The organism is Rhodococcus sp. BS-15, from assembly GCF_000813105.1.
Taxonomy (GTDB): Bacteria; Actinomycetota; Actinomycetes; order Mycobacteriales; family Mycobacteriaceae; genus Rhodococcoides.
The window spans coordinates 1-12,497 of sequence record NZ_BAOX01000003.1 but is presented as its reverse complement, the minus strand read 5'-3'; the positions used below and the strand labels follow the sequence as shown (position 1 = coordinate 12,497).

The following is a 12,497-nucleotide window of genomic DNA, read 5'->3' as shown; positions in this document are numbered from 1 at the left end:
TCATGGTCGCGCGGAACATGAGTGTGGCTGAATTTGCCGCTATTAGCTTTGCATTAGCTCTGGTCGCGGTTGCGGTATCAGTTATGACCGCCGGTATATCGGGATTGGCGATCAGAGAGATCACTTCTGGATTGGCAGTGGGGGTTGATGAAGCAAGTGGCACACTAAAGTCCATCATAGCGCTGAGAGAGATCTTTAGTTGTGTCGGGACAGTGGGTATCCTGATGTTCGCCTTCACCACTCAGTCGTCCATAGGCGTTGTCACCTTGACAGCGATACTGTCCGTCAGTCTTTTTTTTTCGTGCCGCGGATGCAATAGAATTTTGGCAGCAAGCCCATGAAGTAGTTTCACGGTTTGTAATTATTCGGGTAATTGTTCTCGTGCTATCAACCGTTGTTCGAGTCGTATTAATTCTAAACGGTGCCGGGCTGACACTAATCGCGTGGAGTTTGGTGGTAGAATCTGCAGCTTTAGCAACTACATCTTTGATTTACAATAGAAGGTCGTGTGTCCCAGTAAATTTTAGATCAAAAGCCGGGCATTCTGCGCTGATGCTTATAAAGATTTCATGGGTACTTTTGCTATCTGGGTTACTTGCGCAACTTAGCATGCGGATGGGCGTAATATATCTGGGCAGTTTTAGCCAAGATAGGGAGCTCGCCAATTTCGCGGCGGCGTCGCGGCTAACAGAGTTCGCATTTGTTCTCCCAGTTGTTGTTACGACCGCAAGTTTCCCGCGTTTACTGCGAACGCGCGCAGAGCACGGTAGAGAATCGCAACAGTACAGATCTGAATTACAGCGATCGTTAACCTCTGCCTTTTGGGTAGGGTCCCTATTTTCTATTTGCGGCGTCGCGGTCGGTCCTCACCTGATTCCGCTTCTGTTTGGGAACGAGTACAGCGCCGCCGTGCCGGTATTTCAGGTTACTGTAATCACTCTCCCATTCGTGTTTATGGGCGCGGTTCTCAGCAAATGGATTATAGCCGAGAATCTTTTGCGACTGTCGTTGTGGAGGAATCTTCTGGGTCTGATCTTGAATATTATTCTTCTTGTCTTGCTAGCGCCGCAGTTTGGTGCAATGGGAGCAGCGTCAGCTTACCTTAGTTCCTACATCGCTACCAACTATATTAGTTTCTTCTGGAGCAAGGATTCTAGGCTAATGGCTTACTCAATGACTACGGCAATATTGTGGCCAGTGTTCTTTCCGGTCAGTTTTATTCGAAATCGGAATGGGAAGCGGTCACGTGAATGGAGTAATGATTAATTTGAGAAATGTGCTGATCACAGGGGTAAATTTTCAGAATCAAGGTGCGTACATGATGTTGGTCGCCGTCGCCGACCAGCTCAGGCAGAGGGGGATCGGTAGGCCGGTTATTGATGTGCGGTGGGGGACCAGTCGTCAAAAGCGCGCTGAGGGCCTGAGCACGCTGGTTTCCATTGACGAGTTTGGTCCTATGAGATCACTATTTATGGAACGGTTTCCGGAGAAGGTCCGCGACCGCATTCCCGTTTTGACGTACAAAAGCATCGATGCCGTTATTGATGCGTCGGGTTTTGCCTTTGGTGATCAGTGGTCTCACGCGCGATTGCAGGCTCGCGCGGACAGGTTTGCGTTCTTTTCGGCTCGAGGTATTCCGGTCGTCATCATGCCTCAAGCCTTTGGTCCATTCGGAAAAACAGCAAAACCGGCTTCGACTGTAGTTTCGTCCGCCCGTCTACTGTATGCGCGTGACGCAGAGTCCTTAAAGTTTCTGAAGACGCTTCCGGTTTACAGTAAAGAGAAGGTCAAACTCGCAACGGATTTCACCATCGATCTCGCTGCGCGGGAGCCTGGCTCAGCGGTGGATTCGTTCGTCGGAAAAGTTTTAATAGTTCCCAATATCAATATTTACTCAAGAGGTAATGAAGTAGATTACCTCGACACGGTGAAAAAGCTTGTGTTGTCGTTTCAGGAAAGTGGACAGCAAGTTTGCGGTCTGGTGCATGACACTGGTCGGGATCGTGAAATATTCGATTTACTCAGCGACCGAGGTTGTAGGTTGCCAGTCTTGGAGGGGTTGGATGGATTGCAGTCGAAATGGCTGTTAGGAAAAGCATCGGCAGTAGTATCAGGAAGGTTTCATGCAACAGTGAGCGCACTTTCGCAGGGTGTGCCAACGGTGATTCACGGATGGAGTCATAAATACGAACACCTGGCGGCCGACTTCGATGCGTCTAGCCTGCTTGCTTCACCCTATGACTCCCAAGAATCTCTGCGAGTTAGTGCTGCCATGATGAGCGATAGCAATGTTTCCGCACGCCTTCGTGAACGCAAGCCGTTGCTGGTTCGAGGGATAGAGGAAATGTGGAACGAGATTGAATCGGTAATCAAAAAGGAAGGCTCTACACGTGGTCGCAACCATTAAACGAGTCCTGATTGAGCAGAGGGCAAAATTTCGCGCGAGTTCGGGGTTCAAAGGGCGTCTCTATCAATTGGTCACCGTCTACGCGTTCTCTCGAGAAGTTCGTGCCCTAAGGGCAGGCAGGTAAAGCACATGGAGCTGCGCCGTGAGGGTTTGGAACGATATTCTTTGCGCCGCCATACCCATATGATCGAGAAGGGGCTGGTGATGCGGCCTCGTCGCGCGGTCTTCGCTGAGTCATATATCGAAGAGACTGTTGGCGTCTTATGTCGGCTTGATGCAACGGTTGGGGATTCTGATCGCGACGCAGAATTTGTGTGGTTCATATCTGTCCTCGAATCTTACTTCGACGCTGTGTCTTTGGATGAAAGTCCAGCAGCTTCTCGTGCGTACTCGGTATTCCGCGGTTCTTTTTCCGCATTGGGACGTGCGGAGAGTTTTGATCCGCGTTCGGCTCCATTCGCAGTGCAGAGCGCTACCCGATCCGAGGTGGACCCTAGCGAATTTCAGGCATTACTTACGAATCGGTCCTCGGTTCGCTGGTTCTTGGATAAGCCAGTTCCACGTGAAGTGCTCGATCGCGCAAGCCTCGCCGCTGCTGAGGCACCCTCCGCGTGCAACCGGCAGCCCTATCGGATCATTATCCTTGATGACCCAGGGTTGGTTTCTGCCGTTGCGTCAATCCCCGGTGGTACGAAGGGATATGCGGAAAACATTCCATGTATCGCAGTTTTCGTTGGTGACCTATCTGCATTTTCTGAAGAGCGAGACAGGCATCTAGTATATATTGACGCTTCGTTGGCATCGATGTCGTTTATTCTGTCTGTCGAAGTGGATGGGCTTGCGTCGTGCTGTATTAATTGGCCCGATGTGTCGTCTCGAGACGCTAAGTTGCGTTCCGTTCTCAACATCAAAGATTTTGAGTCTGCAATTATGTTGGTTGCGATTGGGTTCGCAGATCCGCTGGGAAGTGTGCCGTCCTCACGGAAGAAGTCGCTGGGCCTTGTTCGTCAGTACAACGATTCCCTTGTCTAGAATAGCGACTACTTTGTTGCGTGTTGAAAGGATTAAAGTGCATACTAGGTCGGAGCGCGTATTTGTTGGCATGGTCCCTTTCGATGCCCTGTCGATCACGCATGCGGTTGAACGGCTCGTAAATGCCGCCTTAGTTGGTGTCGCGCTACCTGTCCGTCTTTCCAATTCTTACGTGGTTTCCTTGGCGTCTTCGGATTCGAAATATCGCGAGCTGTTGAATGGTCCGGGTCTGAATTTTGCCGATGGTGCGCCGGTCGCATACCTGATGAATCGTTGGTCGGGCAAGCAAGCTTCAGTGGGTCGTGTGCGAGGTCCATCCTTGTTCGTAGAGTCCCTCAAGGCGGGTGTCGACGTCGAGTTAAGGCATTTCTTCTTAGGTTCGTCCGAGGAGGCTTTGCGAAAGATGGTTTCGCGTGCTCAAGCTGAGATTCCTGGGATCATTGTTTCAGGTGCGTATTCGCCGCCGTTTGGCCCACTTAACGAATCGTTCTATTCAGACTCTAAGCGTCTCGTCAAAGACGCGGGCGCGCAGATTGTGTGGGTTGGATTGGGTTCGCCGAAGCAAGACTATGCTTGTAAAGAGTTGGCATTTCTTCTGGATGCTCCCTGTGTGGGCGTTGGGGCCGCGTTTGACTTTTATGCCGGTACCGTTCGCGAAGCTCCGGAGTGGGTGCAGCGGGTTGGGCTTGAGTGGTTGTTTCGGCTTTTGTCAGAGCCCAGACGTCTGTGGCGACGTTATCTATTTGGTAATATCATTTTTTTGATATCTGCTTTCAAGGGGAAGTATTTTTCGAGTAGAAGGTGATCTTGATAGCCGGGTGCCTGTGAGCGCTAGCAGGTGGGCGTGCTGAGTCTTGCGGGGCATTGGATTGCTTGCGTTTGCAGTCTTTAACAGCTGGCCTGATTCGGAAGGGTTGGCCCATGCTCCGGGGTGGTACCTGTCGACACTGATTACTGAGATACTTCGTGAGACTGCAGAGTGAACCGTCCCGGGTTTCTTGCCGCTCCTATGCTTGCAAAATCTCCGGGTGGAGTGCCAATTCTTGATTGTAGTAGACCTCCTCGAATTCGTCTGGTGTGAGGTAGTCGAGGGTGCTGTGGAGTCGGTTTTGGTTGAACCAGTCGATCCACCCCATCGCGGCGAACTCGACATCGTCGATGGTCTTCGTCGGCCCGGTCAGGAACGGGCTCCACTTCGATACCGCTTTGGTCTTGAACAGCCCAATTGTGCTCTTCGCCAACGCATTGTCGTAGGCATTTCCGACACTGCCGGTCGAAGCCGCAATACTCTCTAGCGCAAGCGTGTCCGCGAACGCGAGCGAGGTGTCCTGGCTGCCGGCTTCCATTGCCTCCAACACTGTGCACGAAGCGGTCACTGCCATTGTGCTGCAACGAGTTTCCGCGCGACTATCCATCGACGTGTAGAGTCCGGTCGATTGCGCCACTACTGCTTCGCCCATCACGGAGCTCCGGCTGGGTACTGTTGGGCAGCACTGTATTCGTCTAACTTCGAACTCCCATGGTCTTTAACGCTTCAAGTACGCGCGTCGCCAGATATGCGTGGCCTTTAGTATTCAGGTGCGAACCATTGGCGTTCCCATAGTACTGCTTACTATTTGTGTCCGTGAACCAGCTCGCGCCGAGAGGGTTTATGAACGGGACCTGCTCGGAGAGGGCGGCACGCAAGATCGGATTCGACACTCGCTTTAGGAGAGCTCCACCAGGCATTGGCTGAGACGGCCCCATCACTACGACCTGCACACCCGGCCACACGGCACGAGCAACATTGATGGTCTCGGTTACCTTGCCCGTCAGGCGTCAGGGTCAGCGCGGTGGTCGCTTTGTCCGCCCTGGATGAGAAGGACGTTCGGGGCGAAAGCATTTGGATCGGCGGCTCGTCGGTTGATCCGGCTGATGTAATCGTTGCGGTTCGCGCCGTCCGGTCCGCCTGCCCAGGTAAATCCGGTACCACCGATACCGTCGACTTCGCTTGGCCAGCCGAGTTCGCGAGCAACGATAAATGCGTATCCCTGTTCACGCGGCCGCGCGTTTGCACCATATGTATATGAGTCACCAAGAATCAGCAGCCTGGGATCTTCTGGGAGCGTGAACTGAGGCCCCGTCGGGTCAGGTGGCATAACGTACGTCGTAGCCACAGCCGTCCGTGCGGCTTCGGTTCGTTGGCTGTCGTAGGCGAGTCCACCCGCGATTAGCAAAACTGTCACCGCCAGTAGCGCCGCGAGAAGAAACAGTCTGTTCCGAGACGAGACTGATAGCTTTGGCTTGGTTCTGCTCTCAGGTGTAGCCATGCAGTGCATCATGCCGTAGAGCCCAGTTTGGTCGCATCTGCTATCGAACTTAACGAGACTTATTCTCCCGTTTCCCTCGACGCCGAAGCGGTCAAGTCGATCAACGGCGGCACCCCCGACGCCAACTGAAACGTCACAGTCGCAACAGGCGGCGCACTGGTTCTTTTCGACGGGATCATCGAGTGGTGGTGCCGTCCCGTCGGCAACTGCGACCCGGTGAAGAACCGCACGATGTTCGGTGCAATCGCATCGAACGGCGACATTCTGACGTGCGAGCTCAATCACTCTACCCGCCAGACGCTGCGTGACGTCGTGGCCCGCGCCGACGTGGACGACCACGACGCGCCCGCGCGATCTGCCGCAGCAGCGCTGTGTGATGTTGTGCAAGGGGGACTTGGCTGAATAAGTCGGCGAGCGGGGCATCACGAAGACAAGGTCGCGTGGAACTTGGCACCAACGAGCGTGTGGCGAGGACGAGATTACGATCCATGGTCAGACGAATGAAAAGGGCTTTCGTATCAGATCGCGTTCGCACCAAGCATCTCAGCAAGGGCCGGCGACGGGACAGCACCCACTCCGATGGTTCCGAGCCCCAACCAGGCCAGGGGCGCTCAAGTCGCGTGAGGTAAGTGCGAAATCCATTCTGCCCCGATTGCCAGTAATGCGCCGACCCCCAGCTCCCATACTCGTGTGAAGGTGGAGAAGTATGCCCACGATTGGTCGGTCGCGGTGTCGTGGAGTGCCCACACGAACGATGCGGCAACGATCGACCCCATCACCGCGGCCGAGATGACACGCTTGACGTTGCTGTGCCAAGACCGGCGCGCTACCAGCAAGCCGATAGCGAACATCAATGCCGGCCAGACGAAGTAGAACTGTTCTTCGACCGACAGCGACCAGTAGTGCTGCAAGGGCGAAACAGCCGCGTCTGCATTGAAATAGTCGGTTTCCTCGATCGCGAACCTCCAGTTCGACGCGAAGAAGAACGCCCACACTGCATCCATCCCTATCGATGCCGCGCGACTCGAGGCGTAGACCAACGCGCCGGTGGCGGAGGTCAGTACGAGCACGAGCGTCGCAATCGGCACGATTCTACGGATTCGGCGACGATAGAAACCGGCAAACGAGATCGAACCCGTCTTGTCGTACTCCCGCAGCAACAGGCCGGTGATGAGAAAGCCGGACACGACGAAGAAGACGTCGACGCCGATGAAACCCCCTTGCGGCCAACCGGCGAGATGGTCGACTATTACCAGCAGAACCGCCACCATGCGGAGACCTTGAATGTCCACGCGTTTTGTGGAAGCGGTGATTCGACGTCTGTGTCGGCGTGGGCTCGGCGACGGGTGGGTCGTGGTCATCCCCGTTCCTCACGGTGAGTCTGCAGAATGGAAACAGACAGGTCGGTTGTTCGGCGAATCGTAGCCCGTTGCCATCGCTTGTGCTGCAGTGTTCCGGGGATCCGGCCCATGAAACAATCCTGGTGTCGACTACGTGCGCGAATCCTGTGTTGCGCACCGGAATACCGGCCGTATTTCCAGCACCGCGCCTTGGTGTTTCGCCTCGCGACGATGGTGGGTGGCCGACGATACTCTGTTGCAATGAACCTGCAGCGAAAAATTCTGTTCGGTGAAATCGATCAAGTGCTTCGTGATGTCGTCCTGAATCGATTCGTCGCGAGTGGCGCAGTGCCCCGAAAGTTCCGAAATGCGTTGCTACGCAGAGCCGGACATGACATCCACCCTGCTGCATTGATGAACGCCGGGGTGTTTCTCGGTGCTTGGCGGGGGCTGGCCGTAGGGGAGCGTGCTTTCGTCAACTACGGCTGCTTTTTCGATCTGGGATCGGATGTGACGATCGGCCGAGATACCCGGATCGGTTATCAATCGATGTTTGTCACTTGTGGGCACGAGATCGGCGGAGAATTCGATCGTGCGGGCAAGCAGGAGAACCTACCGATCGTTATCGGTGCGGGTTGCTGGATCGGTGCGCGAGTCACGGTTCTGCCAGGTGTCAGTATCGGCGACGGGTGCGTCATTGCGTCCGGGAGCGTCGTTGCCTCGGACTGTGTACCCAACGGTTTTTATGCGGGAGTTCCGGCTGCGCGTAAGCGCTGCTTGCCAACTGATTTGGATACCGAAAGAATCTGAAACAGGGAACATGCAGCTTTCTTGTCTCGGCTTCATGTGGGGCGGCCGGTTTTGACCGAATTTCTTCGATGAACTTCCATGGAATGGCGCGGCAATCGGGAACTGGTCGCAAATAAAACCGCCGATTTAGCTTCTAATTCCATATGTGCTGCATTCGATTAATTCTCGCGCTAGGCTGCGGAAATACTGCTCCAAAGGCACTTCGGGGGGAATGGATGGGGTATGTGCCGATGAGCGTGGCTTATCACCGAGTTCGTTCCGATCGGTTGCATGCGACGGTGTTTCCGGAGGCCGAGTTCTTGAGGGAAGAGCCGGTACCCAAACGTGCCGTTCGCGCCGCACCCGCGCGCATGTCAGGCCCCTCGCGGGTCGGCCGCGCTGCCGAGCGCCACGGTGCAGTTCTCAGACTCCCCGAGCGTGCCTGGCTCTTCATGTTGGGCGGAACGTCTGCGCTGCCGCTGATGAACTTCACGGTCACTGGATTCTCCGTCATCTGTGTCGCAATCGGATTGGCCTACCTGCTGCCGGGACCGCGGCGTAGAACTGCTACTCCGCTGGTGTTTGCGGTGATCGGCACCGCTGCCTATTTCGCCTCCGCATGGGTCAACGAAACCAGCTACCTCTCTCCCAATGTCTTCGCCTTCGGCTCGTTCGCGTTGTACTTCTGCGGAATCACGGTGCTGGCAGGCGATATCGAGCGGATCGCCACGGTGCTGCTGGGCATCGCCTCCGGCTCGGTGTTCTTCTACGTCGTGATCGGCACCTTCCTCACCTCCGCAGGCGGTGTCGTCGATCTCTGGAAGTACGGGGTCGCACCCTCGGCCACCATCGCGGTGCTGTACGCCCTGGCAGCATGCCGAGTCCGCACACCGCAGGTGGTGACGGCACTGCTGGCGCTCGGCGCACTGAGCCTGGTGCTGAACTTCCGGTCGCACGCCGTGGTGTGTTGCGCAGCTGCGCTGCTTCTCGTGCTCTCGAAGTACCGCCGCGGCACTTTGTCTCTCATCACCCGGGTGGTGACTCTGGGGGTCTTCGCTGTGGGATTCACATGGACGCTCGAATTCGCGGCGCGTGAAGGACTGCTCGGCGGAGCGCTCCGCGACAAGGTGCTGATGCAGTCGGACGGCTCGGTGCCGATGCTCCTCGCGGGGCGCACGGAGCCGCCGCTTTCCCTCACCGCGATCGTGCAGCGACCGTTACTGGGATGGGGCAACGCGAACAACATCTCGCGCGATGCCTACGTCGACGCGCAGCACGCCGCCATGTCGCTGGGTTTCGACAGGTCCTTTCCCTACGAATACGCGTGGAAGCTCAGCGACGGATCGATATCCCTGCACTCGGTGCTGCTCGGATCGTGGGCCGAAGCCGGGGTGTTGGCCGCCCTGCTGCCGCTATGGCTGCTGTGGGCCTGCTACCGGCTCATCTTCGTCGCCGATTCCGCAGGCGTGTGGACCCCGTTGATGATGTACCTCGGGATTCAGACAATCTGGGATCTGCTCTTCTCGCCGTGGTCCTACAACCTCCCAGCAGTGTTCGCCTGCCTCGCATGCTGTTGCGTTGCAGTGCATTCCAACGGGCGGCACAACGACTCCACCAAAGACGCACACCTACTCATGCGTCTGCTGCGGGACAACCGAACGTCTCACAGTCGCAGCAGGACTGAGGAGAAGCGATGAACTCTCATTCCACCATCACCGTGGTGATTCCGACGATCGGCAGGTCGACCCTGGCCGATGCCGTGGACAGCGCCTTGACCCAATCTGCCCGCGTCCTCGAGATCATCGTGGTGGCAGACACCGCGGAGGAATTGACTCTGCCCGACGACGACAGAATCCGCGTCGTGCACACCGGACCGGGATCGGGCGGTGCCAATGCTCGTCAATATGGAATTCAGCAGGCAACGGGCGACATTATTGCGCTGCTCGACGACGACGACCTGTGGCATCCCTACAAACTCGAACGTCAACTGGCTGAGGTCTCGGGGGTAGACGGCAGCCGCTGGGTGGTCACCTGCAAGTGCGCCGTCCGGGAGCCCGGTCGCCGCGAGAAAATATGGCCCAGGACCCTCATCGGTGAGCACCAATCCGTCGCCGACTACCTGTTCACCCTCCATCGCTTCACTCTCGGTGACGCGATGCTGCAAAGCAGCACGCTGTGTTTTCCGCGGGAGCTCGCGTTCGAGGTTCCTCTCAATTACGCGCCGGAGTCCATCCACGACGAACCAGGATGGTTGATCGAACTCCAGCGCAAGGTCCCTGATCTTGCGATCAAGCATGTGCCGGAATGCTTTTCGATCTACAACGTGAGCGATAACTCTGTATCGCGCAGATCCGTGGACGTGTCCGAGAAATACATCGAATGGGGTCGCGAACACCTCCGTGATGCGACGGCCCGCGTGCGAGGAGACTACTTCCTGTTCAGTGCGGTGACTGCGGCCGCGTCGGCACAATCGCTCCGCGGAATCCGAAAGTCAGTGGTCAACGGCTTCTCGGAAGGCAGGCCAGGACTTCCCGCGATGGTCTACGCCGCTGCCAAGTTCGGTAGAACTGCGCTGTGGAAGGTGCGAGCCCATGCCCGCTGACGCCACGCTGAGTGTGATCACCATCAGCTACCAGGATCCAGGTGGGTTGTCCCGCACGCTGAGCAGCGTCGCGGAACAGACGTACTCTCCTCTCGAGCACATCGTCATCGACGGTGGCTCAGGTGACGACGTGGCGAAGATGCTCGAGGACGCACGCCCGTCGTACTGGCAGTCACAACCAGACGCCGGCCGCTACGACGCAATGAACCAGGGCATCGACCGAGCCACCGGAGACGTGGTGTGGTTGATGCATTCCGGTGACTGCTTCGCAGCCCGGGACTCCGCCGCGCTCGGCATGGCAGCTCTGAACGCAGCCGGAGCCGTCCGAGATCGATGGGGGTACGGCCGTGCCCGCATCGTCGGCGACCCACTCCGCGAGGGACTGGAGTGGGGATACAGCCCGTTCGAGTTGCGGAACTTCGCCCTCGGGATCCGGCCCATTCCCCACCAGGCGGCCTTGTTCGGGATGAACTTGGTCAGCAATCTCGGGCATTACGACGTCGACTTCGGACTCGCTGCCGACCACCTGTACATGCTGAGGGCAGCGCAACGAGAACGTCCGATCGTCATCGACGACGTGTTGTGCGAGTTCGACGCCAGCGGAGCCGGAAGCGTCCGTCCCCAACACGAACACTTCGCCGACATCCGCCGCGCCTGGGATTTCGCGGGGTATTACCCGTGGGGACGTCGAGATGTCACCGCTCTGGCATCCCACGTGATCGAATACGCCGCACGATCCAAGCAGCGCGCGCGGTCGATGCTCTCGCGTCGCACACGAGTTGGTGGTCGGTGATGGGTGGACGCCACCGCAGACCGAGCGAGATCGACGGTGACGACGACGTCGTCTCCGGCGCGGGCCTGGACGCAGTCGAACGCAGGGCCGTGATCCTCAGTACCCTGTTCCGAATTGTCGGCACACCCATCGTCGCCGTCGCCGGGCTCGTCAGCGCCGGGCTCGTTATTCGGGCCACCGGTCCCTCGGCCTACGGCGTGGTGGCTCTCGTGGCCACAGTCGGACTGCTGTTGCCCTTTGCCGATCTCGGGATCGGAGCCGTGGTGACGAGTGCGACTGCGAGGTCACGGGACCCCATCAACGACGCTTACGCGCTGGCAGTGATCCGCCGCGCATACCGAATCCTGGCCCGGGTGACCGTCGTCGTTGCAGGCGTCGCCGTTGTGGTGATGATGTTCGACGGGTGGGGCGCCTGATCGGAACCACCACCGGCCCAGAGGACAGGCTCGTCATCACCATCGCCGTTGCCCTGTTCGGTGTGACAATTCCGGCGGGACTGGGATTGCGCATCCTGATCGGCGTGGACCGCGCACAACTGATCGTCGTGGTGATGGTGAGCAACTCCTTGTTCGCATTGGTGGTCACCTCGGGAATGTATGCCACTGGCGTTCAGGGGATCTGGTACGTGCTGCCGCCGCTGGTCGGAGCCCTCCTCGGAAACCTCATGGGAACTGTCATCGCATTGAGAGTGTCAGGTCTGGGGTTGTCGGTGTTTCGGAAGGCGGCAGTGGCGCTGCCGACGAAAGGCCTACTCGAAGGATCGTTGTGGCTGTTCGTCGTGAGCGTCGGGATTCCGTTCGGGCTGCAAGCCCAGCGAATCGTGCTCTCGCACCTGTCCACTCCTCTCGAATTGAGCAGATACGCGCTGATGGCGCAGCTGTACGGACTGTGCTGGTCGGTATTCTCCACAGCAGCACTGGCATTCTGGCCGATCTTCGTCAAACGCCGTGCGGCTGCCGAACACACGGTCCGTCTCTGGTTGATGTCGACCTTGGGATTCGGACTAGTCGCGATGGTCGCGGCGATCCCATTGGTGTTACTCAGTCCCCGGCTTGCCGATGTGCTCTCGGGGAACACCATCGACATTCCGTCGGCACTCGCCGGAGCCTTTGCGGTTCTGCTCATCGCCCAATGCGTTCACCTGCCCTCGGGGATGCTTCTGACCAAGCCGACCGAGGCGCGTTGGCAGGCGGGATGCCTTGCCGCCATGGCCGCCGGTCACCAC

The 12,497-nt window shown here is 57.5% G+C and carries 13 protein-coding genes and 1 pseudogene; 11 read left to right on the top strand and 3 right to left on the bottom strand.

Annotated elements, in window-relative coordinates:
* The first annotated feature begins 17 nt into the window (after window positions 1–17).
* From RHBS_RS28640 to RHBS_RS00810, 5 genes are all read left to right on the top strand, one after another.
* Window positions 18–341, top strand: coding sequence for a hypothetical protein (locus RHBS_RS28640; protein ID WP_237668902.1), 324 nt, complete (start codon window positions 18–20; stop codon window positions 339–341).
* Entirely contained in the window at window positions 316–1,266 is a 951-nt protein-coding gene (locus RHBS_RS32010) for a polysaccharide biosynthesis C-terminal domain-containing protein (protein WP_374700512.1), read from the top strand. Before RHBS_RS28640 ends, RHBS_RS32010 begins: the two co-directional genes overlap by 26 nt.
* A gap of 10 nt (window positions 1,267–1,276) precedes the next feature.
* Window positions 1,277–2,407: a polysaccharide pyruvyl transferase family protein gene (locus tag RHBS_RS00820; RefSeq protein WP_187298308.1), complete on the top strand. Its 1,131-nt coding sequence runs from the start codon at window positions 1,277–1,279 to the stop codon at window positions 2,405–2,407.
* 129 nt (window positions 2,408–2,536) lie between these two features.
* Window positions 2,537–3,439, top strand: coding sequence for a nitroreductase family protein (locus RHBS_RS00815; RefSeq protein ID WP_128644582.1), 903 nt, complete (start codon window positions 2,537–2,539; stop codon window positions 3,437–3,439).
* A gap of 70 nt (window positions 3,440–3,509) precedes the next feature.
* Entirely contained in the window at window positions 3,510–4,244 is a 735-nt protein-coding gene (locus tag RHBS_RS00810; RefSeq protein ID WP_128644581.1) for a WecB/TagA/CpsF family glycosyltransferase, read from the top strand.
* Between the two features lie 202 nt (window positions 4,245–4,446).
* Here the strand turns inward: RHBS_RS00810 and RHBS_RS00805 are convergent, their stop codons facing one another.
* The 3 genes from RHBS_RS00805 to RHBS_RS00795 all read right to left on the bottom strand — a co-directional run bounded on the left by RHBS_RS00805 (window position 4,447) and on the right by RHBS_RS00795 (window position 7,109).
* Window positions 4,447–4,899 carry an integrase core domain-containing protein gene (locus RHBS_RS00805; RefSeq protein WP_128644580.1) on the bottom strand — a complete coding sequence of 151 codons (453 nt, stop codon included), beginning with the start codon at window positions 4,897–4,899 and terminating at the stop codon, window positions 4,447–4,449.
* 351 nt (window positions 4,900–5,250) lie between these two features.
* Window positions 5,251–6,087, bottom strand: coding sequence for a hypothetical protein (locus tag RHBS_RS00800; RefSeq protein ID WP_128644579.1), 837 nt, complete (start codon window positions 6,085–6,087; stop codon window positions 5,251–5,253).
* Between the two features lie 272 nt (window positions 6,088–6,359).
* Entirely contained in the window at window positions 6,360–7,109 is a 750-nt protein-coding gene (locus RHBS_RS00795) for an acyltransferase (protein WP_128644578.1), read from the bottom strand.
* Between the two features lie 393 nt (window positions 7,110–7,502).
* Between RHBS_RS00795 and RHBS_RS00790 the strand changes: the two genes are divergently transcribed.
* The 6 genes and pseudogenes from RHBS_RS00790 to RHBS_RS00770 form a co-directional block, all read left to right on the top strand.
* Entirely contained in the window at window positions 7,503–7,898 is a 396-nt protein-coding gene (locus RHBS_RS00790) for a DapH/DapD/GlmU-related protein (protein ID WP_237668900.1), read from the top strand.
* A 230-nt stretch (window positions 7,899–8,128) separates the two neighbouring features.
* Window positions 8,129–9,574, top strand: a complete 1,446-nt coding sequence (locus RHBS_RS00785; RefSeq protein WP_237668899.1) for a hypothetical protein — start codon at window positions 8,129–8,131, stop codon at window positions 9,572–9,574.
* A complete protein-coding gene (locus RHBS_RS00780) occupies window positions 9,571–10,479 on the top strand; it encodes a glycosyltransferase (RefSeq protein WP_237668898.1) in 909 nt (302 codons plus the stop codon). The genes RHBS_RS00785 and RHBS_RS00780 overlap by 4 nt, the downstream gene beginning before the upstream one ends.
* A complete protein-coding gene (locus tag RHBS_RS00775) occupies window positions 10,469–11,272 on the top strand; it encodes a glycosyltransferase (protein ID WP_128644576.1) in 804 nt (267 codons plus the stop codon). The genes RHBS_RS00780 and RHBS_RS00775 overlap by 11 nt, the downstream gene beginning before the upstream one ends.
* Window positions 11,272–11,688 carry a hypothetical protein gene (locus RHBS_RS29995; RefSeq protein ID WP_237668897.1) on the top strand — a complete coding sequence of 139 codons (417 nt, stop codon included), beginning with the start codon at window positions 11,272–11,274 and terminating at the stop codon, window positions 11,686–11,688. The genes RHBS_RS00775 and RHBS_RS29995 overlap by 1 nt, the downstream gene beginning before the upstream one ends.
* A pseudogene (locus RHBS_RS00770) lies at window positions 11,676–12,497 on the top strand (hypothetical protein); the annotation flags it as partial. The gene RHBS_RS29995 and the pseudogene RHBS_RS00770, both read left to right, overlap by 13 nt.

Bases quoted from the DNA above. Each gene is read 5' to 3' on its own strand.
- RHBS_RS28640 (WP_237668902.1), top strand. From the start codon at position 18: ATGAGTGTGGCTGAATTTGCCGCTATTAGCTTTGCATTAGCTCTGGTC.
- RHBS_RS00815 (WP_128644582.1), top strand. From the start codon at position 2,537: ATGGAGCTGCGCCGTGAGGGTTTGGAACGATATTCTTTGCGCCGCCAT.
- RHBS_RS00810 (WP_128644581.1), top strand. From the start codon at position 3,510: ATGGTCCCTTTCGATGCCCTGTCGATCACGCATGCGGTTGAACGGCTC.
- RHBS_RS00805 (WP_128644580.1), bottom strand. From the start codon at position 4,899: ATGGGCGAAGCAGTAGTGGCGCAATCGACCGGACTCTACACGTCGATG.
- RHBS_RS00795 (WP_128644578.1), bottom strand. From the start codon at position 7,109: ATGACCACGACCCACCCGTCGCCGAGCCCACGCCGACACAGACGTCGA.
- RHBS_RS00790 (WP_237668900.1), top strand. From the start codon at position 7,503: ATGAACGCCGGGGTGTTTCTCGGTGCTTGGCGGGGGCTGGCCGTAGGG.
- RHBS_RS00785 (WP_237668899.1), top strand. From the start codon at position 8,129: ATGAGCGTGGCTTATCACCGAGTTCGTTCCGATCGGTTGCATGCGACG.
- RHBS_RS00780 (WP_237668898.1), top strand. From the start codon at position 9,571: ATGAACTCTCATTCCACCATCACCGTGGTGATTCCGACGATCGGCAGG.
- RHBS_RS00775 (WP_128644576.1), top strand. From the start codon at position 10,469: ATGCCCGCTGACGCCACGCTGAGTGTGATCACCATCAGCTACCAGGAT.
- RHBS_RS29995 (WP_237668897.1), top strand. From the start codon at position 11,272: ATGGGTGGACGCCACCGCAGACCGAGCGAGATCGACGGTGACGACGAC.